Raw genomic sequence first — 19,582 nt, forward strand, 5'->3', positions numbered from 1 at the left:
TGAGGAACTCAGACTCATCAACGCTCGGGATCTGTGGGACGTTCCCCTGGAGACAAGGCCGTTAACGAGATCGTGCTCACACAAGGTATAAAAATGATCATGATTAAGCCTCCATCTATTACGTACGGTCAGCAAGTGGCTCTTCTCGGGGCAGCCCGCTGTGCGTTTGGTGTCGGATTGCTGACACGTCCCGCCAGATTCGCGCGCCTCGTCGGAGTGGACCGGGTCACCGCCGAACGGACGGCGTGGCTCACACAGCTCGCCGCCGCCCGTGACATCGCCGTCGGCGCCGGCCTGCTCGCGACCCTGCTGCGGCGCGACGGCCCACCGGCGCGGGGGTGGCTGCGGGCGGGCGCGCTGATCGACACGGCCGACGCGGCCGTGCTGCTCAGCGCCGGTATCCGCCGGGACATCGCCTGGGCGCCGGCCGTGGCGGCGGCGCTGACCGCCGCCGGCGGCGCCGTCCAGGCAGGCCTGCTCACCACCCGCCCGCCCGTCAACACGGACCCGGCGGACCGCCGTCAGGCAGCCCGCGCGGCAGCCTGCCGCGCGGGCTGCCTGACGGAACGCCCTCGGGGAACGAATCCGCCGCGTGAAACGTCCCACACCAGCAGAAGAGGGGAGTGGCGTGGCATGAGCGACGACAAGGAGGCCACCGTGGCAACGCACCAGGTCGTCAAGACCGAAGAGGAGTGGCGTAAGGAACTCCCTACGGAGCGTTATGCCATCCTGCGTAACGCCGCCACCGAACCGCCCTTCAGTGGCTCCTACACGTACAGCAAGGAAACCGGCATCTACCGTTGCGGGGCGTGCGGAAACGCATTGTTCGACTCGTCCACCAAGTACGACTCCGGATCGGGCTGGCCGAGTTTCTACGAGCCCAAGGTGGCGGACGCGCTGGAACTGGTCGAGGACCACTCCCACGGCATGATCCGCACCGAGGTCCGGTGCCGACGCTGTGGGTCACATCTCGGACACGTGTTCGACGACGGTCCGGCGCCGACCGGCCAGCGCTTCTGCATGAACTCACTCGCGCTCGACCTCGACCCGGTACCGGAGAACCCCGCCTGACCCGGAGAGCTCGACACACGTAGGCGTCGGCGCGGTAGACGCGCATCCGGCACGACTCTGCCCGCCGTCGCCCCTCCCCCGCACAGCATCGTCACGCCGATAATCAACATTATGTCAAGTAGATCGGTCGGGACCCCACCCCGACCGTCCGTCCGCGGTCCCCGCCGTCCCGCCCGCATCCCTGCCGCATCCGTCATTCGCCACGCCGCGCATCCACGGCGGGGACCAAGGCCGGCGCACGGGCCGGTCGGCCGCTCCGAACGGCCCGTGCCGTTCGGGCCCTGTGGACCTGTTTCGCGCGGACACGTCCGCGGAACAATGCCTCGGAAACGCCCGCCCGGCCGGCCCGGGCCGGGCGACCCGAAGTCGGCTATTCGACACCGGAGCGACAACCAGGACGACATTTGACGGCGGGAAACGGCATTGTTCGTCCGCTGTCATCCGTCATGTGTCATCTACATCATGCCGGGTGGGCCGCACGCCGGACGACAGACGACAACCAGACAGCCGACGGGTGTGCGCAGCGGCCACGGTGGCACGGTCCCGGCGGGATATGCTCATCCCCCACAGGGTCCCGGACCACTGTTCGTCGGGCGGGAACACCTGTAAGGACGGGGGCGTTCGGTTCAGGGGCTTATTACCGGGTGACGCGCGGAAGCCGCCGTTTCTCCCATCGGTCCATATGTGACCAGCAACACCCCGGGTGGCGTCACATCGACTCGCTGGAAACTGATATAGCGGTCTGGGGTGTTTTGTGGAGAGAGGTATCGGGAGCGTGGCCAGAAATCTTCCGGCGATAGTCGGGGTGTATTTACGCGGAAGCCGGCGAAGGTGGTGGTGAAAGTGACATCCGTGACCGGCTGGCTGGGCGTGCACGGCAGGGAACAGCCAGACCAGGTGTACCTCAGGGAAGCTCGCGGCAACCGTTCGGTCACCTACGGCACGATGGCCGCCCTCGTCCAGCGCTGGCAGAGCGATCTGGACGCGCACGGCCCGCGGCCACGGGGACGGATCGCGATCCTCGTGTCGGATCCCCTGGACTTCGCCGTGGTCTTCCTCGCCATCCTGGTGAGCGGCAGGCACGCGGCCCCCCTGGATCCCGACGCCCCGCCCGCGGAGCTGGAACGGGCGCTGGCCCGGATCCACCCCGCTCTCGTGGTCACCGACCGACCGCTGCCCCCCGCGTGCGGCGTCCGCCAGCTCAACCCGCGAATGACCACCAGGCACACCGTCACGTCGCCCGTGTCGTCGCCCGTGTCGTCGTCGGGGCACGTCGCCAGCGACGGCCCTACCGTTGGCGGCACCGCGGCTGACAGCGCGACCGACGGCAGCGGCGCACGCCACCGGACGTCCGGTGGCGTCCTGCTGACGGGCGCGACGGATACGGCGGCGGCCACGGCGACCAGAGAGATCTTCCTCGACGGCGGGCAGCTCGCGCACGTGGCCGCCGCCGCCGCGCGCCACCACCAGTTGACCCGGGCGGACATCGGTTACAACCCGCTGCCGCTGGTCCACGTCAACGCGCAGGTGGCCGGGCTGCTCGCCACCCTGTACAGCGGGGGCACCCTTGTCCTCGACCGGCGGTTCCGCCGCCGCGGATTCTGGACGATGATCAAAAATCATCAGGTGACCTGGATAAACGGGATTCCGTCGATCGTGGCCCTGCTGGCCATGGATCCGCACGCCGCCCAGGCCCGCGACTGCCGGCTCCGGTTCGTCCGGTCCGCCTCCGCTCCCCTGCCCGTCCCCGTGTTACAGGCGTTCGAGGAGGCCACCGACGTCCCGGTGCTGGAAACCTACGGCATGGCCGAGGCCGGCAGTATGATCACGGCAAATCCCCCGCGGGGAGCCCGCAGGCCCGGTTCGGTGGGCCTGCCGGTAGGCAGCGAGGTACGTGTCGTCGACGACGAGGCGAGGCCGTGCCCGCCGCGGCAGGCCGGGCGGGTACAGATCCGCGGTCCCGGGGTCATCCGCGCCTACGCCGGCCCGACCGGCGCTGACAGCTTCACCCCGGACGGCTGGCTGGACACCGGCGACATCGGCTTCACGGACGCCGACGGCTACCTCTACCTCACCGGCCGCGGCGACGACGTGATCAACCGTGGTGGTGAGAAGGTCTCCCCCCGCGAGATCGAGGAGGTTCTGCTCGCCGACCCGCGGGTGCGCCGCGCGGTGGTGGTGGGCCGACCGGACGCCGTCCTCGGCGAGGTGCCCGTCGCGCTGGTCGTCCCGGTGAACGGTCCTGATCCCCTGCTCGTGGCCGAGCTCGTGGAGCGTTGCGAGGCCGGTCTCGCCAGGTTCAAACGGCCAACCAGCATAGAGATCGTCACCGACCTCCCCGGTGGCCGTAGCGGCCCGCTCCGGCGGCCGGCCGTACAGGCCGGAATCTCCGGATCGGCGGCCGCGTGACGGCCTTCCTCCCGTCCTCCCCCGCCCTTCCCTGTCTTCTCCCTGCCTTCTGTCTTGTGCCCCGGCCTGGGCCAGGGGCACAGGACAGCCCAGGGGCCCGGTTTTCCGGCTTTCCGAGCTGCTGAGCCAACCGCCTGTGGGCTTGCTACGGTGCAGTGCGGTCAGCCGTGGGAAGTTCACAGGACGTGCGGCGCTGTGGTGACACGCGGCCGGCCGGCAGGCAGAGTCAGCAGGTGGGAGAGGGTGCCGTGGACGACGAGACGATGGCGGGGTTTCTCGCCGAGCTGGCTTCCCCCGCGCCCGCGCCGGGCGGTGGCGCGGCCGCGGCGCTGCAGGCCGCCCTCGGCGCGGCGCTGGTGAGCATGGTCTGCAATCTCACGATCGGCAGGCCCCGGTACGCCGAGCACGAGACGACGATGCTCTCCGCCCGAAGCGGGGCTGACAAGGCCCGCGCCGAGGCGCTGGCGCTGGCCGCCGCCGACGCCCGTGCGTTCGCCGCGGTCAGCGACGCCTACAAACTGCCGAAGGGCACCGACGAGGAACGGGCCGCTCGCAGCCGGGCGATCCAGACCGCGCTGGTCACCGCGGCCGAGGTGCCGCTGCGCACCGCGGCGGTCGCGGCGGCCGTGGTGGGGCTGTGCGCGAGGATCATCGATGGCGCGAACGTCAACGTCCTCAGCGATGTCGGGGTGGCCGCCGCCAGCGCACGCGCCGCGCTGGACAGCGCCGCGATCAACGTACGGGTGAACACGGCGGTGATGACGGACGCGGACGCGCGGGAGCGTGCCACGGCCGCCCTCGCCGGCCATCTGACCTCTGTGGCTACGGCGGACAGCATCGTGCGCGCCGTCGGGGAACGGATCGGATCATGAAGTTGCTGGACGGGCGGGCCATGGCCGCGGAGATCGGCCGGGGTGTCGTCGACGATGTGGAGCGGCTGCGCGAGGCCGGCCGGGTGCCGACACTGGCCGTGGTCCTGCCGGGTACCGACCCGGCGGCCCGGTCCTACGTCAGGGTGATCGAACGTGGCGCGGCGAAGGTGGGGGTCCGCTGCGTCATCCACGAGCTGTCCGGGGACGCCGCCGACCTCGTCGCCACGGTCGACCGGCTGGCCGCCGACGACGAGGTGCACGGCCTGATGGTGCAGACCCCGCTGCCCCCGGGCCTGTCCGCGGACGACGTCGGCAGCCGCATCCCCCCGCACAAGGACGTCGACGGGATGAACCCGCTGAGCCTGGGCCGGCTGGCCCTGGGCCTGCCGTGCTTCGCGCCGGCCACCGCCGCCGCGGTGCTGGAGATCCTGCACCGCGGCGGCGTCAAGCTCGCCGGCGTCCACGCGGTGGTCATCGGGCGCAGCCCGGTGGTCGGCAAGCCCGCGTCCCTGCTGCTGCTGGCCGAGGACGCCACGGTGACGATCTGTCACTCCCGCACGACCGACCTGCTCTCGGTCGTGCACGAGGCCGATGTCGTGGTGGCCGCCGTCGGCCGTCCCAAGATGATCGGCAAGGGGTTCATCCGGCCGGGTGCCGTCGTCATCGACGTGGGGACGAACGTCACCGAGGCCGGTCTGGTCGGCGACGTGGACGCCGACGCGGTCGCGTCCGTGGCGGGCGCTCTCACACCGGTCCCGGGCGGGGTGGGTCCGGTGACCACGATGCTGCTGCTGCGCAACACCACCAGCGCCGCCGCCCGGTGACCAACAGGTCAAAATGCATCAGAAGGAACGGCAGGCGACGCGGGCGGCCCGTGAATGATCCCGTGGGCGATGTCGTGGTAAATACGGTGTTCGTGGTGAACGGTGTGGGGTGTCAGGCGGTCGTCGGGGTGTGGGAGGCGTGGGAGGCCCGGGAAGTCAGACCGGCCGCCAGGCGGACGCGGTTGCGGCCGTCGGCCTTGGCCCGGTAGAGCGCCGCGTCCGCCGTCTCCAGCAGGGCGGCCAGTTCCACGTCCGTGCCGGCCGCGGTGGCTACCCCGACCGAGACGGTCACGGACACGCAGACCACGCCGGCGGCGTGGCTGTCCGCCCGGCAGCGCATCCCGGCCACCTGCCGGCGGATCCGGTCAGCGGCCCGGGCGGCGGCGTCGAGATCGGTGTCACAGAGCATGATCACGAATTCTTCGCCGCCGAACCGGCCGACAAGATCACGCGGCCGGGTGGCAGCGCGCAGCGCGTCCGCGACACACATGAGAACGGCGTCGCCGGCCAGATGGCCGAACTGGTCGTTGACCTTCTTGAAATGGTCGATGTCCACGATGAGCACGGACATCGGACGGCCCGAGCGCCGGATGCGCAGCACCTCCTTCTCCGCCGTCTCCCGCCAGTAGGCGGGGTTGGCCAGCCGGGTCTTGGCGTCGGTGCGGGCCGCCTGGAGCAGTTCGGCGTGCAGCAGGCTGCGCTGGAGCAGGAGCGCGGGCGGCGTCGCGGTGAGCATGAGCAGGGGGTGCGCGGTCCACAGCACGGCCAGCCCGATGGCGGAACACATCTCGGCGGCGTCGACGGCGAGTGTTTCCCGCCGACCGCCGGCGAACGGGCGACGGGCCGGCTGTGCCGATCTCGGATGCGCGCACCACAGCATGCCGCGCAGCAGAACACGGTTGAGCACCGTGTAGGTGAACACCGCCACGACCAACGCGCCGATACGTCCGGACGAACCCACCAGGGTGTCGATCCGGTATGGCCCCTGGGGCGGGGCGAGCGCCCGGTGCACGCTGGCCGCGCAGAAACCCGACACGCCCAGTGCCGCCGCGTTGAAGACCTGCCGGTATCTGGGCTGCGTGGCGCCCTGGCCGCGGGAACGGAAAAGGCAGTGCAGGGGTATGTGCAGGACGGCGGCGTACAGCGGTGGGAGAAGAAGCGTGACCGGCAGGGTCCAGTTCGACAGCAGGTCCCGGTGCGGCTCGTCCTTCCGAAGACCGGGCACACCGAGATGCCGGGACGTTTTCATGGCCAGCCGGCCGAGCAGAACGAACGCCCCGAAGGTGAACAGGTCGGCAAATCTGAAGGAAAGCCCGAACAGGCTGACAAGGACAACTACCAGACACAGTACGTCGACGGCGACAAAATAGCGGACAAGCCGTGGCGGAAGGCTCCACAGCGCAAAATGTGACACCTGCTCGGCCAGCCGTTCACCGGCCTGCCGGGCAGCCCTTCCCCCGCGCTGCCAGGACTGCCGCACGAGTCGCCGGAGCCGCCGCGACCGGGATGGTGGGGACGGCTGAGGCGACCGGGACGGCCGCTGTGACGGCTGGGATGGCCCGGGTGCCAGCGGCTGGGACGGCTGAAGCGGCTGGGACGGGCGGGCTGGCCGGGGCAACGGTGGCCGGGATGACGGCTGGGACGACGGTTGGGACGGGGACTGGGATGGTGAACGAACTGGCGAGCAGGATGGCGAACGCACGTCGGTCTCGCCGGCGGTGGAGTCCGCCGCCGCGGCCGTGTCATGCGTCGTTGCTCCAGCGGGATGCGCGGTTTTCCCCGGATTCACCGCTCCCCGGAGAGGAGGTAACAAAATGTGGGACATCATGCCGGGTCGACCTTCCTCCCCGTTCGCCTCGTTTCGGTTTGATGTGCACCGGCTCGTTACTCAGAGTCATCAACAGAAACAAAGAGTACGGACGGTGGCCCGGCGACCGCAACCACTTCGATGTTGTCCCGATGTCAGAAACCGTCGGGCGATGCCCGAGGAGATGACCCCGACGCGGCACACAACCGTTCCGACAAGCCCATTGCCGCAGGTCAGCGGTTAGATCATCAGGTGGTGCGGGCGACCGCCTCCACCATGGCGGCGGTCAGCGCGGCGACATCTGGGCGTGTCATGACGTATGGGGGCATCGCGTACACCAGCCGGCCAAACGGGCGCACCCAGACCCCCAACTCCACCAGCAGCGGCTGGATCACCCGCATGTCGACCGGCTCCCGGGTCTCGATCACCCCGATCGCACCCAGCGTCCGCACGTCGGCGACGCCAGGCAGCGCGCGGGCGGGCGCGAGCCCCTCGGCCAGCCAGATCCGCAGATCGCCGACCTGGCGCCGCCACGGCCCGGACAGCAGCAGGCCGATGCTGGCGTTCGCCACCGCCGCGGCCAGCGGGTTGCCCATGAACGTCGGCCCGTGCATGAACACGCCCGCCTCGGACGCGCACACCCCGGCCGCCACCTCGTCCGTGCACAGGGTCGCGGCCATCGTCAGGTATCCCCCGGTCATGGCCTTGCCGACGCACATGATGTCCGGGCTGATCCCGGCATGGTCGCAGCCGAACAGCTCCCCCGACCGTCCGAACCCGGTCGCGATCTCATCGGCGATGAGCAGGATGCCGTGGGTGTCGCACAGCTCACGCAGCCGGGCCAGCCAGCCCGGGGCGTAGAAGCGCATCGCCCCGGCGCCCTGCACCACCGGCTCACAGATCACCGCGGCGATCTCGTGCTGGTGCTCGTCGAGCAGCCGGGCGATGCCGGCGACATGCTCGTCCTCGCAGGGCTCGTCAAAGCCCGGCCGCGGCGCCTCGGCGAAGAGGTGACGCGGCAGCAGACCGGTGAACAGATGGTGCATGCCGGTGTCCGGGTCGCACACGGCCATGGCGCCGGAGGTGTCACCGTGATACCCCCGGCGGATGGTGAGCAGCTTCGTCCGGCCGGGACGCCCCCGTCCCCGCGCGTACTGCAACGCCATCTTGATCGCGACCTCGACGGAGACCGACCCGGAGTCGCAGAAGAACACCCTGGTCAGCGGCGGCGGGGTGATCTCGACCAGGGTGCGGGCCAGCGTCACCGCGGGCGCGTGGGTCAGCCCGCCGAACATGACGTGGGCCATGTCGTCGAGCTGGGCGCGCACCGCCGCGTCCAGGACCGGGTGGGCGTAGCCGTGGATGGCGGCCCACCACGACGACATGCCGTCGATCAGCTCCCGCCCGTCGGCCAGCCGCAGCCGCACCCCGGACGCGGACGCCACCGGGAACACCGGCAGCGGGTCGGTCGCCGACGCGTACGGATGCCAGACGTGCGCGCGGTCGTCGGCGAGCAACTCCCCCGCGTCGGCGTACCGAGCCGGCGCGCCTCCCCCTGGACGCTGCCGCAGACGTTGCCCCATACGCCATGTCTATCGTGCCCCGTCCCGCACGCGTGCCCCGCCCGCACCCGCACGGGACCCCACCGTGTCCACCGTCACAACCGCACCGTTCGCCAGCCGCGTCGTCACAGCCCTCGCCCGCGCTGGCCGCTGCCACGCCAACCCATCCCGCCAGCGTTCCGGATCATGAACGACGAGGGGGCAGGTGGTCGCTGTAGCAGCCGTTTCCACCCTCGGTCTCGGTTCCTGGCAAGGTGCGGGGGTGGGCTGGGCGTGCCGGAGAGGTGAGGCGCGGTGGAGGGGGTGGGGCCGCGCTGGGTGTCACGGGAGGGACAGGCAGCTGACGGACCGTTGGCGTTTGCGGGGAAAGCGGGTGGAGATAATCTCACCGTTGGTGACAACGACTGGTGACAACGGCTCCCAGCGAGGAAGGCCACCGTGTTTCAACTGATCTGGATCATTTTCGCCGGTCTTGTGATCGGCCTGTTGGCACGCTTGTTCGTCCGGGGGCCACAGCGGATCCCACTGTGGCTCACGATCGTCATCGGCATCGTCGGCGCGCTGGTGGGCAACATCATCGCCAGTGCGCTCGGTGTCCGCGACACCGGCGGTTTCGACTGGATACGCCACATTCTGCAGGTGGGTGTAGCCGCCGGCCTCGTCGCCCTCCTCGCCCCCTTCTGGATCACCCGCCGCGCCCACCGGCCCCCCGACCGCTACCGCCAGTACCGCTGACCCGCCCGCCGGGACAGTGCGCTGACAGGCGCACGAACGGGGCGACGCCGTCGTTTCCGCCTCCACCGGCCCGTGTTTTCCACGTCACGGCTCCGTTCGCGGACAGCGCTCCCCCGCGCATGGTGTGGGTGGAAAGCCCGCGGGCGGTATATGCCGGGCGTGCCGCCGGGCGTCGCGGGCGGGTCATGATGGCCGTATGACGAACGGTGTCGACATGGTGTCGGAGACCTCGAAGACGAAGACGGGGACGGGCGCGCCGGAAGCGGTTGCGGAGCTGGCCGCGGACTTCGACCGCGACGGTTTCGTGATCGTCCGCGGGCTGTTCGCCGAGGAGGAGACGGCCGCACTCGGTGCCGCGCTCGCCGACCTCCAACGCCGGATCGGCACCGGCGATCTCGACCGCTCCTGGGCCGGGGACGATCTCGGTGGCGACTTCGACGGCGACCATCCGCCGTATGTGCACTACGTCGTCGGGGTCACGCACCTCTCCCCCGTCGCCGCGGCGGCGATCCGCCACCCCGTCCTGCTCGCGCTCGTCCAGCGCATCCTCGGCAACGACCACTGGCTGTACGACGTGGACGATCACGGTGTCATCTACCAGGACGCCCGCCCCGGCGCCGGGATGACCTACACGCGGATCGGCTGGCACAGCGACCACCAGTCCCGGCCGACATCGGAGATCTGGCCCGGGGTGGCACTGACCTTCCACATCGACGCGACATCGCCGGCCAACGGTTTCCTGCGGGCGGTGCCCGGCAGCCACCGCGGGGACTGGGACGCCGTCCCCGGCGGCTTCGGCAAGATCCCCGGTGAAGTGGCGGTCTACTGCGACCGCGGTGACGTGCTGCTGCACCACAGCGACCTGTGGCATGCCGCCGCCCGCGCCACCGAGGATCCGCCCGGTGGCGTACGCCGGCACATGCGCGGCAGCTACATGGGCGGCCGCCCCCTCGCCGCCGGCGAACACCTCGAGCCCTTCAACAAGAACGCCCTGCGCTGACCACTCGACCAGCCTCGAACTTCATGCTCGTTGTGATCCTGGTGCTGCTGGAACAGCAGCAGAATCACAACGAGCACCGTGTTAGCTGGGCCAGCCCTCATCGGGTGGGTGGTTGTCGGTGACGCGGACGGCGCGGGCAGGATGGGTGCGTGGTCATACCGATTCACGACATCAACCCGCTGCGTCGCCGGCCGATCGTCACCTGGCTGCTGATAGCGGTCAACGTCGCCGTCTTCGTGCTCTTCGAGCCGATCGTGACCTCGGTCGCCGGAGCTGACACCGCGACTCCGACGAGCGTCTGCGAGCAGGAACGGTTCTTCGACCGCTGGGGTGCGGTCCCCACCGAGATACTGGACAACCAGCCCGCCCCTCAGGCGCCCAGCGGCCGGTCCGCGGGCGTGAACCCGCAGGGCCAGGTGCTGTGTGAGGTGGAGTCGCCGCCGTCGTTCGACAAGTCCCCGGTCCTGTCGGTACTGACCGCGATGTTCCTGCACGGGAGCTGGCTGCACCTGCTCGGGAACATGCTCTTCCTCGGCGTGTTCGGCAACAACGTGGAAGACCGGATGGGACGCTTCCTCTATCTGATCTTCTACCTGGCGTGCGGATACGTGGCAACCTACGGGTTCGCGCTGTTCGAGTCGGACTCGACCACGACGCTCATCGGCGCCTCCGGGGCCGTGGCCGGCGTGCTCGGCGCCTACCTGGTCGTCTTCCCGCGGGCGCGGGTCATCGGCCTTGTCACGTTCCTGTTCTTTCTGCCGTTCTGGCTGCCGGCCTGGATAGTGCTCGGGTTCTGGTTCCTGCTCCAGTACATCTATTTCATCGGTATGGGTGTCGCGAAGGGCAGCAGCGTCGCCTACGGCGCCCACGTGGTCGGATTCGTTTTCGGCGCGTTGGCCGTCCTGCCGTTCGTCCGCGCGCTGCGGGCCGCGGGGCCGGCCCGATACCAGCCGCCCGACCAGCGGTGGGTCCGCCGGATGCCCTGGCCCTGACCGGCCGACACTGACGGGCCGGCGTCCGGCCCGTCAGCCGCCTCCAGGAAGGTGGCCGGAACCGGCCGATCGAGTCGGCCGATCCACGGAACACTCTCGTCGTGTTTTTACACGATGTGCCGGTGGACGGGCCGCCGCGCTCGTCCACCCACCTGTCGCGGTCATCGCGGCAGGCAGATACGGGCGAACCCGGCGGCCCGGGCCGGACAGATCACCCGTCGGAAGCTGGCATGTTCAGGTGGTGACCGTCGTCGACCACCACAGGCGCCGCTTCTTCCCCGCCTTCTTCTCGGCCGGGTCGCTCCCAACCTGATCGCTTCCGGCCTGATCCTTCCCGACCGGGGCCGCAACCGGCACGGCCGACGCGGGCAGGTCGATGGCGACCGTCCGCCAGCCCTCGTAGACCTCCTCGGACGGGAACCCCCGCGCGGCCAGGGCCTGCGCGGCACCGACGAGCTGCTCGTACGTCCGCTGGTCGTCGACCTCGTCGGCGCGGTCAGCGCGGTCAGCGTGGTCGTCCTGTGCGGCGTACCAGCGCACGACAGTGCCACCAACACGCAACGGCGCGCCACCCGGCGCCAGGGCGCCAGCTGACAGCGGGATGGCCGACGGTGCGCCGGCTGACGGTGCGCCGGCCGCGGGCGCGCTGGCGGCTGACGGGGTGGCCTCGCCCAGAGTGCGTGTCAGTGTCCAGGTGCGCACGAAAGTGACGGTGTGTGGCTCGTCCGGATCGGTGGTGGGCAGACCGCCCACATACTCCTCCAGAATCCTGACCACCTGTTCGACGGCCGCGGGACCCGGTTCCGCGCCGTCCTTCCCCAAACCCATCTACAACATCCTCTCCGGATATGTGGATAACTCCGGACCGTGACCGCCGGAGCGTGACAACCGATGACAACCGAACCGTGACGACCGCGAACCGCCGCACGCGGAACCGATAGCGCATCATCCCGGATGATGCGGTTGCTTCCGGCACCGGGGTGCTCACGAGACATTGCCGACACATATGCCCACAAGGTGTTTGAACGCCCGGCCGGGAGTAAAGATCGACCAATCCGCTGATCGGGAATGGGGCGTCCGGGTGGGACGCCGGGCACGACGTCGTGCGGGCCGCCGCCCGGACACGCTCCTCACGAGCTCCCGCGGGCCCCTCGGCCCGGGAAAGGACCATCATGCGTACCCGGGTACAGGTCCCCGTCATCGCCCTGATCTGGTTCGCCGTCGGCATCGTCGTCGCAATCAACAGGGACTACCAGGTGCACACCGGTTCCCAGCTCGCCACCTTCGTGCTGGCCGTGACCATCTGGCCGGTCCTGCTCCTCGGCGGCAGCGTGAACATCCAGCTCTGACCGGTACCCGCCCAGCTCACCTCCCACCGCGCCGGTCCAGCGCCCCGAAGCCGACCGGGTATCCCGCCGAGCCTGGTCCCGTTCTCCGTCGGCACCCGCCCGGGCGGGTGCCGACGGAGAACGGCGGTGACACCCGCGGCACCAGCAGCTCCGGCACCGGCACCGTGTCGGTCGGGATTCGGGATCCGGCTCGTGCGGCCGGCCGGCGGCGGTACCGGTGTCCCGCCACCGGGTGTGTCGAAGTATGCGCCGGCCGCGGCAAAGGAGGCATCCGGTGATTACCTGGGACCTGCGGGTCGAACCGTTCCAGCTCGGGCTAGAATCTGTTTGCAGAATATGACGTGCGGTGACAGACAACCCGGTTAGACAACCCGGCCAGACAGCCAGACAGCCCAATCAGACAACATGGCCAGACACCCCGGTCAGGCAGCCCAGTCGGACAACCCGGTCAGGCGGAGAAAACCGTGTCAGAAGAATCTGCGAACGCGGCCGGGCCCACCGATGTCACGGTGGGTGCCACGCCCATCCGGGTCTTTCTCCTTGACGATCATGAGCTGGTCCGCCGCGGGCTGCGCGATCTTCTTTCCGAGGAGCCCGACATCGAGGTGATCGGCGAGGCCGATCACCTCGACGGGACGGACCGGGCGATCCTCGCCGCCCGGCCCGACGTCGCGGTGCTGGACGCGCGCCTGCCGGACGGCAGCGGCATCGAGGTGTGCCGGTAGGTCCGTTCCCGCAACCCCGCTGTCGCCTGTCTGATCCTCACCTCGTTCGATGACGAGGAGGCCCTGTTCACCGCGATCATGGCAGGTGCCGCCGGGTACGTCCTCAAGCGGGCCCGCGGTACCGCTCTGGTGGATGCCGTACGGCGGGTTGCGGCGGGCCGTTCCCTCCTCGACCCCGCGGTGACCCCCCGGGTACTGCGCCGCGCGGGGCAGGAACCCGTCCACGACGAGCGGCTCGCCACCCTGACCGAGCAGGAACGCCGCATTCTCGCGCTCATCGCCGAGGGGCTGACCAACCGGCAGATCGCCAACCGCCTGTTCCTGGCGGAGAAGACCGTGAAGAACTACGTCTCCAGCCTGCTGGCCAAACTCGGGCTGGAAAGCCGGACCCAGGCCGCCGTCTTCGCCACCAAGCTCGCCCACTGACGCCGGCAGGCGACCGGCGGCGAACAGCCGGACCGAGTCCAGCCGGACTGGAATCCGATCACAGTCAGTTCATGCCGCATCCTTCGTCATCCCTCGTCGCCACGGGCGGTCTGGCTGAAACCGTCATGCCACACAGCCTTGGCGCCGCTGTCGCCGATTCGGTAGGTCTGCACGATCGAACCAGCGGCAGCGACGATGCCAAGCGCCGCGACGACCACCACGACACCTGGATGGACCGGCCGAGAGGCAGTGTGCACCCGCCGTGACAGCATCCAGGACACCGCGGCCGCGAGGAACAATACGGCCACCCAGGGCAACAGACTGTCACCTAGTTCGGCGTGCCGGCGGACCAGGGGATCAGCGGGCACACGGGCTTCGAGCCACTCTCCGGCATGGGTGGTGAGCGGAACACTGACCAACGCGATCAACGCGACCAGCGGTGTGGCGACACCGAGCCGGCGGCGCGCCGCCGGCCACACCGACGACAGCATCACCATCGCCGCCGCGACCGGCACGAGGACGACGACCACATGCACGAGTAACGCATGCGCGGGCAGACCGTTGATCTCCATTGGTCCCACTGCCGCTCCGATCGCGGTCCGGTATCACTTCGATGGGGTTTGTTGCATTATGCAAAAGTAAGACGAGGCAGGTCCTGAGGGGCTGTCGATCAGATCGCCGGTGTTCCGTGGGATGAGAGCGATCGAGAACAGGCGTGGCCCGGACAACTGGCGTGATGACGCCTCATCACGCTGATACGCCCAAGGTGCGCCGGGTGCGCCGGGTGCGACCGGTGGGCCATGCCCCACCGCCACGGGACACCGCGCTACATCAACAGAAGCACATGGATAAAAATGCTGCGACAATTCGCCGAGTCGGCGGCCGCTTCGGGGTCGACCTGGTCCGCGTCGTGGAGGGTGACACCTTGATCAATAAGGTCCTGGTCGCGAATCGCAGTGAGATAGCCATCCGCGTCTTCCGTGCCGCGCACGAGCTGGGACTGCGCACGGTTGCCGTCTACACGCCCGAGGACGTGGGCTCACAGCACCGGACAAAGGCTGACGAGTCCTACGAGATCGGCAAGCCCGGCCACCCCGTCCGCGGCTATCTGGACATCGACGCCCTGCTGGCGGTGGCGAAAAGGGTCGGCGCGGACGCCCTGCACCCGGGATACGGCTTCCTGTCCGAGAGCGAGGCGCTGGCACACGCGTGCGAGCTGGCCGGGGTCACCTTCGTCGGCCCCCCGCCGCCGGTGCTGCGGCTGACCGGGGACAAGGTGGCCGCCCGTGAGGCCGCGGTGGCCGCGGGCCTGCCGGTGCTGCGGGCCTCGGCGCCGGTGACCGAACCGGCCGCCGCGCTGGCCGCCGCCGAGGCCGTGGGCTTCCCGCTGTTCGTGAAGGCGTCGGCGGGCGGTGGTGGCCGCGGCCTGCGCCGGGTGAACTATCCAGAAGACCTTGAAGACGCGGTGACGAGCGCGATCCGGGAGGCGGCGGCGGCCTTCGGGGACGGCACGATCTTCCTCGAGCAGGCCCTCGACCGGCCCCGGCACATCGAGGTGCAGGTCCTCGGCGACGCCACCGGCGAGGTCGTCCACCTCTACGAGCGGGACTGCTCGGTGCAGCGACGTCACCAGAAGGTCGTCGAGGTCGCGCCCGCTCCCCTGCTCGACGCCGCCGTGCGGGACCGGCTGTGCGCGGACGCGCTGGCGTTCGCCCGGCACGTCGGCTACGTCAACGCCGGCACGGTGGAGTTCCTGGTCGCCGCCGACGGGTCGCACACCTTCATGGAGATGAACCCGCGTATCCAGGTCGAGCACACCGTCACCGAGGAGGTCACCGGCGTCGACCTGGTCGTGGCACAGCTGCGGATCGCCGGCGGCGCCGCCCTGGCCGACCTGGGCCTGTCCCAGGAGTCGATCAGCATCCGCGGGGCCGCGGTGCAGTGCCGGGTGACCACCGAGGATCCGGCGGACGGGTTCCGCCCGGACACCGGAAAGATCACCAGATACGAGTCCCCGGGCGGCTCGGGCGTCCGGCTGGACGGGGCGATCTACCAGGGCGTGGAGATCACCCCGTACTTCGACTCGCTGCTGGTCAAGGTGACCGCCCGCGGGGCCGATCTGGCGCAGGCCACCGCGCGGGCCGGCCGGGCGCTGGCGGAGTTCCGGGTCCGCGGCGTGCGCACGAACGTGAAGTTCCTGCAGCGGCTGCTCGCCGAGGAGGACTTCCTCGCCGGCCGGGTGACCACGTCGTTCCTGGACGACCGGCCGGGGCTGTTCCTCGGGGACGGCGGTACCGACCGCACCAGCCGGCTGCTCGACCGGCTGGCCACCAGCACCGTCAACGGCCACCGGCGGCCGGCCGCCACGCTGATCGACCCGCTGGGCCTGCTGCCGACCATCCCGGCCGGGGCGGCGCCGGCCGGCTCCCGGCAGCTGCTCGCCGAGGTCGGCCCGCGGGAGTGGGCGGCGCGGCTGCGGGCCGAGACCCGGCTCGCGGTCACCGACACCACTCTGCGTGACGCCCATCAGTCGCTGCTGGCGACCAGGCTGCGCACCACCGACATTCTCGCGATCGCCCCCGCCTACTCCCGGCTCGTCCCCGACCTGCTGAGCCTTGAGTGCTGGGGCGGGGCCACCTACGACGTGGCGTTGCGCTTCCTCGCGGAGGACCCGTGGGAACGCCTCGCCGCCATCCGCGAACGGGTTCCCAACATCTGCCTGCAGATGCTGCTGCGCGGACGCAACGCCGTCGGCTACACCCCCTACCCGGACGACGTGGTCCAGGCGTTCGTCGCCGAGGCGGCGGCGACCGGCGTCGACATCTTCCGGGTGTTCGACGCGCTGAACGACATCGAGCAGATGCGGCCGGCGATCGACGCGGTCCTCGAGGCCGGCGCGGTCGCCGAGGGAACTCTGTGTTACACCGGCGATCTGGTGGACCCCGCGGAGCGGATCTACACCCTCGACTACTACCTGCGCCTGGCCGAACAGCTCGTGGCCGCTGGCGCGCACGTACTGACGATCAAGGACATGGCCGGGCTGCTGCGACCGGCCGCCGCACGCGTCCTGGTGGCGGCGCTGCGGAAGAACTTCGACGCGCCCGTGCACGTACACACCCACGACACCGCTGGTGGCCAGCTGGCCACCCTGATCGCGGCGGCCGAGGCCGGCGCGGACGCCGTCGACGCCGCGTCCGCGCCGCTGTCGGGCGGCACCAGCCAGCCGAACCTGTCCGCGCTCGTCGCTGCCACCGACCACACCCCACGGGCAACCGGGATCAGCCTGACCGCGCTGTCGGCGATGGAGCCGTACTGGGAGGCGGTCCGCGACCTCTACGCGCCGTTCGAGGCGGGGCTGCGGGCGCCGACGGGTGCCGTCTACCGGCACGAGATCCCCGGCGGCCAGCTGACGAACCTGCGCCAGCAGGCGATCGCCCTCGGGCTGGGCGCCAAATGGTCCCAGGTGCAGGAGTGCTACGCCCTGGCCAACGACCTGCTCGGCAAGCCCATCAAGGTCACGCCCACCAGCAAGGTCGTCGGGGACCTGGCGCTGTTCATCGCCGGCGGTGACATCGACGTCGCCGTGCTGCGCGAGCATCCCGAACGCTACGACCTGCCGGCCAGCGTCCTGGGCTACCTTGCCGGCGATCTCGGCACGCCACCGGCCGGCTTCGCCGAGCCCTTCCGCGAACGCGCGCTCGCCGGCCGGCAGCCGTCCGCGCCCGTGACCGACCTGGACCCGCAGGACGCGGCCGCCCTGCGGGTGGACGGACCGGGGCGGCGCGAGACCCTGTCCCGGCTGCTGTTCCCCGGGCCGTGGAACGACTACACCGCCGCCGTGGCGGCCTACGGCAACTCCGCCACGGTCCCCACCGAGGAGTTCTTCTACGGCCTCACCCCGGGACAGCCGGTGACCATCACCGTGGAGCCCGGGGTGGAGGTCATCGTCGAGCTCAACGACGTCGGCGAACCCGACGACGCGGGCATGCGCACCCTGTACCTGCGGGTCAACGGCCAGCCACGGCCGGTGTCGGTGCGGGACACCTCGATCGCGACGGTGTCCAAGGAGGCCCGGCGCGCCGACCCCGGCGACCCGGCACAGATTCCCGCGGGGCTGCCCGGACTGGTCACCTATACGGTCACTGTCGGTGAGGAGGTGCGCAAGGGTGACCGGCTGGCCACCATCGAGGCGATGAAGATGGAGGCCGCCGTCACCAGCCCGCACGCGGGGACCGTCACCGAACTGGTCCACTCCTCCGGCGTTTCCGTCGAGGTCGGCGATCTCCTTCTTGTGGTGACCCCCGTGCCGGTCCCCAACTGAGCGGCTTCTTCAAGATCTTCCTGATTGGTGCGACTCCAGGCAGGGTACCGCTAACACGTGGCCGTACTCACAGCATGTGCCGCATTCGCACAGCACCCCGGTCAGCGATCCCGGAAACGGAGGCCGCTGGCCGGGGAAGGAGTATGCGCCTTATCCGGTGAGTTTCTTTTGTCGAGCCGGCTGTAGCCAGGTACGGGAGTACCCGCGGAATGGAGTCATACGCCAGTCAGATGAGCACGGAAGTACGCGGACTCCGGGGCGAGAGAACGCGGTTCCGCGTACTGGGGCCATTGGAGGTGTACGGATACGACGACACACTGATCGATATTCACCAGCACAAGCCACGTATGCTGCTCTCGCTACTGCTCCTCAATGCCGGGACCTGGGTGAGCATCGACCGGATCTGTGCCGTCCTCTGGGAGGACGAGCCGCCCAGATCCTCGTTCGGAAACATCAAGACCTATGTGTCGCAATTGCGGCGGACGCTCCCCCCGGCTCCTCCCACGGATAACAGGATAGAAAGCAGGGCAGGTGCCTACCGCATCAACCTGGCGCCTGGTGAACTTGACGTGTCGGTTTTTGACAAAATGGCGCACCGTGGCCAGGAGGCGTTGCGCGAAGGCGCCGGCGAGATTGCCGTCGATTATTTTCAGAAAGCGTTGGAACTGTGGCGTGGACAGCCTTTCGACGAACTGCCCGAGAGCATCACCCTGGCCGAGGCGGCACGGTTGGAGGAGCAGCACTGGGCGGTCCTGGAAGATCTGATCGACGTCCGTCTCTCCCGCGGCCACCAGGACGCCGTCCTGCCCACGCTGCGTGCGCTGACCATCGAATATCCCCTGCGGGAGCGGCTGTGGGGCCAGCTCCTCCTCGCGTTGCACCAGTCGGGCCGGCGGGCGGAGGCGCTGTCGGCGTACCAGACCGTGTACCGCCTGCTGGCCGAGGAGCTCGGCGTCGAGCCGGGAGCGGGGCTGCGTAGGCTGCACCAGCGGATACTGGACGCCGATCTCAGTGTGGAGACCGAACGGTGACCGGCGGCAGACGGTACGGAAACGCACCTTTTTCGCTACGGATGTACGCGGGTTGAACCTTCACTGAACCTCATGGTCGCAACATGGAGGAAGGGTTGGTTCCCAATGGGCCAGCCCGGAGAGATCGGATGGAAGAGACCGTCCGACCAACGATGGTCGGGCCGATCATCCGAGAGGACTCCACAGGAGGCACCATGAAAGCTCCGTACCAGCCGCCCGCGCTCCAGGAGGTCGGCACCTTCCCCGTCGTCACCGAAGGCTACTACGGCGGCCATCGGCGGGACTACTACGGCGGATACCAGAAGTTCCGCAGGTTCCGTAGGTTCCGCGGATTCCGTCACGGCTACTAGAACACCACGGACTGGAACGCCGCTGAACACCAACGGTTCACTCGCGAGCGGGTGCTTCCGCACCCCGGCCGATCGCCCCTGCGGCGTCGACCTGGAGGGAACACTGCT

At 69.7% G+C, this 19,582-nt stretch carries 15 protein-coding genes and 2 pseudogenes; 13 read left to right on the plus strand and 4 right to left on the minus strand.

Annotation, left to right across the window (positions count from 1 at the left end; genetic code table 11):
* Positions 1–99: 99 nt before the first annotated feature.
* From FSYMDG_RS29645 to FSYMDG_RS11690, 5 genes and pseudogenes are all read left to right on the plus strand, one after another.
* A pseudogene (locus tag FSYMDG_RS29645) lies at positions 100–450 on the plus strand (DUF4267 domain-containing protein); the annotation flags it as partial.
* 183 nt (positions 451–633) lie between these two features.
* Positions 634–1,071 carry a peptide-methionine (R)-S-oxide reductase MsrB gene (msrB, locus tag FSYMDG_RS11675; RefSeq protein WP_043606146.1) on the plus strand — a complete coding sequence of 146 codons (438 nt, stop codon included), beginning with the start codon at positions 634–636 and terminating at the stop codon, positions 1,069–1,071.
* An 843-nt stretch (positions 1,072–1,914) separates the two neighbouring features.
* Positions 1,915–3,480 carry an AMP-binding protein gene (locus FSYMDG_RS11680; protein WP_013873691.1) on the plus strand — a complete coding sequence of 522 codons (1,566 nt, stop codon included), beginning with the start codon at positions 1,915–1,917 and terminating at the stop codon, positions 3,478–3,480.
* Positions 3,481–3,728: 248 nt separating this feature from the next.
* Positions 3,729–4,352: a cyclodeaminase/cyclohydrolase family protein gene (locus tag FSYMDG_RS11685; RefSeq protein ID WP_013873692.1), complete on the plus strand. Its 624-nt coding sequence runs from the start codon at positions 3,729–3,731 to the stop codon at positions 4,350–4,352.
* On the plus strand, positions 4,349–5,176 hold the full coding sequence (locus tag FSYMDG_RS11690; protein WP_013873693.1) for a bifunctional 5,10-methylenetetrahydrofolate dehydrogenase/5,10-methenyltetrahydrofolate cyclohydrolase: 828 nt from the start codon (positions 4,349–4,351) through the stop codon (positions 5,174–5,176). Before FSYMDG_RS11685 ends, FSYMDG_RS11690 begins: the two co-directional genes overlap by 4 nt.
* 112 nt (positions 5,177–5,288) lie before the next feature.
* On the opposite strand, the gene FSYMDG_RS11695 is transcribed toward FSYMDG_RS11690, so the two are convergent.
* Both FSYMDG_RS11695 and bioA read right to left on the minus strand, forming a co-directional pair.
* Positions 5,289–6,656, minus strand: a complete 1,368-nt coding sequence (locus FSYMDG_RS11695; protein ID WP_013873694.1) for a GGDEF domain-containing protein — start codon at positions 6,654–6,656, stop codon at positions 5,289–5,291.
* 575 nt (positions 6,657–7,231) lie between these two features.
* Positions 7,232–8,566 carry an adenosylmethionine--8-amino-7-oxononanoate transaminase gene (gene bioA / locus FSYMDG_RS11700; protein WP_013873695.1) on the minus strand — a complete coding sequence of 445 codons (1,335 nt, stop codon included), beginning with the start codon at positions 8,564–8,566 and terminating at the stop codon, positions 7,232–7,234.
* A gap of 417 nt (positions 8,567–8,983) precedes the next feature.
* Here bioA and FSYMDG_RS11705 point away from each other — a divergent pair, with 417 nt between their 5' ends.
* From FSYMDG_RS11705 to FSYMDG_RS11715, 3 genes are all read left to right on the plus strand, one after another.
* Positions 8,984–9,280, plus strand: coding sequence for a GlsB/YeaQ/YmgE family stress response membrane protein (locus FSYMDG_RS11705; RefSeq protein WP_013873696.1), 297 nt, complete (start codon positions 8,984–8,986; stop codon positions 9,278–9,280).
* A gap of 196 nt (positions 9,281–9,476) precedes the next feature.
* Positions 9,477–10,280: a phytanoyl-CoA dioxygenase family protein gene (locus tag FSYMDG_RS11710; RefSeq protein ID WP_013873697.1), complete on the plus strand. Its 804-nt coding sequence runs from the start codon at positions 9,477–9,479 to the stop codon at positions 10,278–10,280.
* Positions 10,281–10,429: 149 nt separating this feature from the next.
* Entirely contained in the window at positions 10,430–11,272 is an 843-nt protein-coding gene (locus tag FSYMDG_RS11715) for a rhomboid family intramembrane serine protease (protein WP_013873698.1), read from the plus strand.
* Positions 11,273–11,506: 234 nt separating this feature from the next.
* Here the strand turns inward: FSYMDG_RS11715 and FSYMDG_RS11720 are convergent, their stop codons facing one another.
* Complete coding sequence (locus FSYMDG_RS11720) at positions 11,507–12,100, minus strand: hypothetical protein (RefSeq protein ID WP_013873699.1); 594 nt, start codon at positions 12,098–12,100, stop codon at positions 11,507–11,509.
* 344 nt (positions 12,101–12,444) lie between these two features.
* Between FSYMDG_RS11720 and FSYMDG_RS26145 the strand changes: the two genes are divergently transcribed.
* Together FSYMDG_RS26145 and FSYMDG_RS11725 are read left to right on the plus strand one after the other, a co-directional pair.
* Positions 12,445–12,621 carry a hypothetical protein gene (locus tag FSYMDG_RS26145; RefSeq protein WP_013873700.1) on the plus strand — a complete coding sequence of 59 codons (177 nt, stop codon included), beginning with the start codon at positions 12,445–12,447 and terminating at the stop codon, positions 12,619–12,621.
* A 464-nt stretch (positions 12,622–13,085) separates the two neighbouring features.
* Positions 13,086–13,772 (plus strand): annotated as a pseudogene (locus FSYMDG_RS11725) (response regulator).
* A gap of 86 nt (positions 13,773–13,858) precedes the next feature.
* Here the strand turns inward: FSYMDG_RS11725 and FSYMDG_RS11730 are convergent.
* Positions 13,859–14,353, minus strand: a complete 495-nt coding sequence (locus FSYMDG_RS11730; RefSeq protein ID WP_013873701.1) for a DUF2231 domain-containing protein — start codon at positions 14,351–14,353, stop codon at positions 13,859–13,861.
* Between the two features lie 347 nt (positions 14,354–14,700).
* Between FSYMDG_RS11730 and FSYMDG_RS11735 the strand changes: the two genes are divergently transcribed.
* From FSYMDG_RS11735 to FSYMDG_RS11745, 3 genes are all read left to right on the plus strand, one after another.
* Positions 14,701–18,093, plus strand: a complete 3,393-nt coding sequence (locus FSYMDG_RS11735) for a pyruvate carboxylase (RefSeq protein ID WP_043606153.1) — start codon at positions 14,701–14,703, stop codon at positions 18,091–18,093.
* A gap of 347 nt (positions 18,094–18,440) precedes the next feature.
* Positions 18,441–19,124: an AfsR/SARP family transcriptional regulator gene (locus tag FSYMDG_RS11740; RefSeq protein ID WP_237702725.1), complete on the plus strand. Its 684-nt coding sequence runs from the start codon at positions 18,441–18,443 to the stop codon at positions 19,122–19,124.
* 194 nt (positions 19,125–19,318) lie between these two features.
* Complete coding sequence (locus FSYMDG_RS11745; protein WP_157491007.1) at positions 19,319–19,474, plus strand: lasso RiPP family leader peptide-containing protein; 156 nt, start codon at positions 19,319–19,321, stop codon at positions 19,472–19,474.
* Positions 19,475–19,582 lie beyond the last annotated feature (108 nt).

Origin of the sequence: Candidatus Protofrankia datiscae, from assembly GCF_000177615.2 — a bacterium.
In the GTDB taxonomy this organism is placed as follows: Bacteria; Actinomycetota; Actinomycetes; order Frankiales; family Frankiaceae; genus Protofrankia; species Protofrankia coriariae.

Excerpts from the sequence above, each read along its gene's own strand:
- msrB (WP_043606146.1), top strand. The coding sequence starts at position 634 with ATGAGCGACGACAAGGAGGCCACCGTGGCAACGCACCAGGTCGTCAAG.
- FSYMDG_RS11690 (WP_013873693.1), top strand. The coding sequence starts at position 4,349 with ATGAAGTTGCTGGACGGGCGGGCCATGGCCGCGGAGATCGGCCGGGGT.
- bioA (WP_013873695.1), bottom strand. The coding sequence starts at position 8,566 with ATGGGGCAACGTCTGCGGCAGCGTCCAGGGGGAGGCGCGCCGGCTCGG.
- FSYMDG_RS11710 (WP_013873697.1), top strand. The coding sequence starts at position 9,477 with ATGACGAACGGTGTCGACATGGTGTCGGAGACCTCGAAGACGAAGACG.
- FSYMDG_RS11720 (WP_013873699.1), bottom strand. The coding sequence starts at position 12,100 with ATGGGTTTGGGGAAGGACGGCGCGGAACCGGGTCCCGCGGCCGTCGAA.
- FSYMDG_RS26145 (WP_013873700.1), top strand. The coding sequence starts at position 12,445 with ATGCGTACCCGGGTACAGGTCCCCGTCATCGCCCTGATCTGGTTCGCC.
- FSYMDG_RS11740 (WP_237702725.1), top strand. The coding sequence starts at position 18,441 with ATGCTGCTCTCGCTACTGCTCCTCAATGCCGGGACCTGGGTGAGCATC.
- FSYMDG_RS11745 (WP_157491007.1), top strand. The coding sequence starts at position 19,319 with ATGAAAGCTCCGTACCAGCCGCCCGCGCTCCAGGAGGTCGGCACCTTC.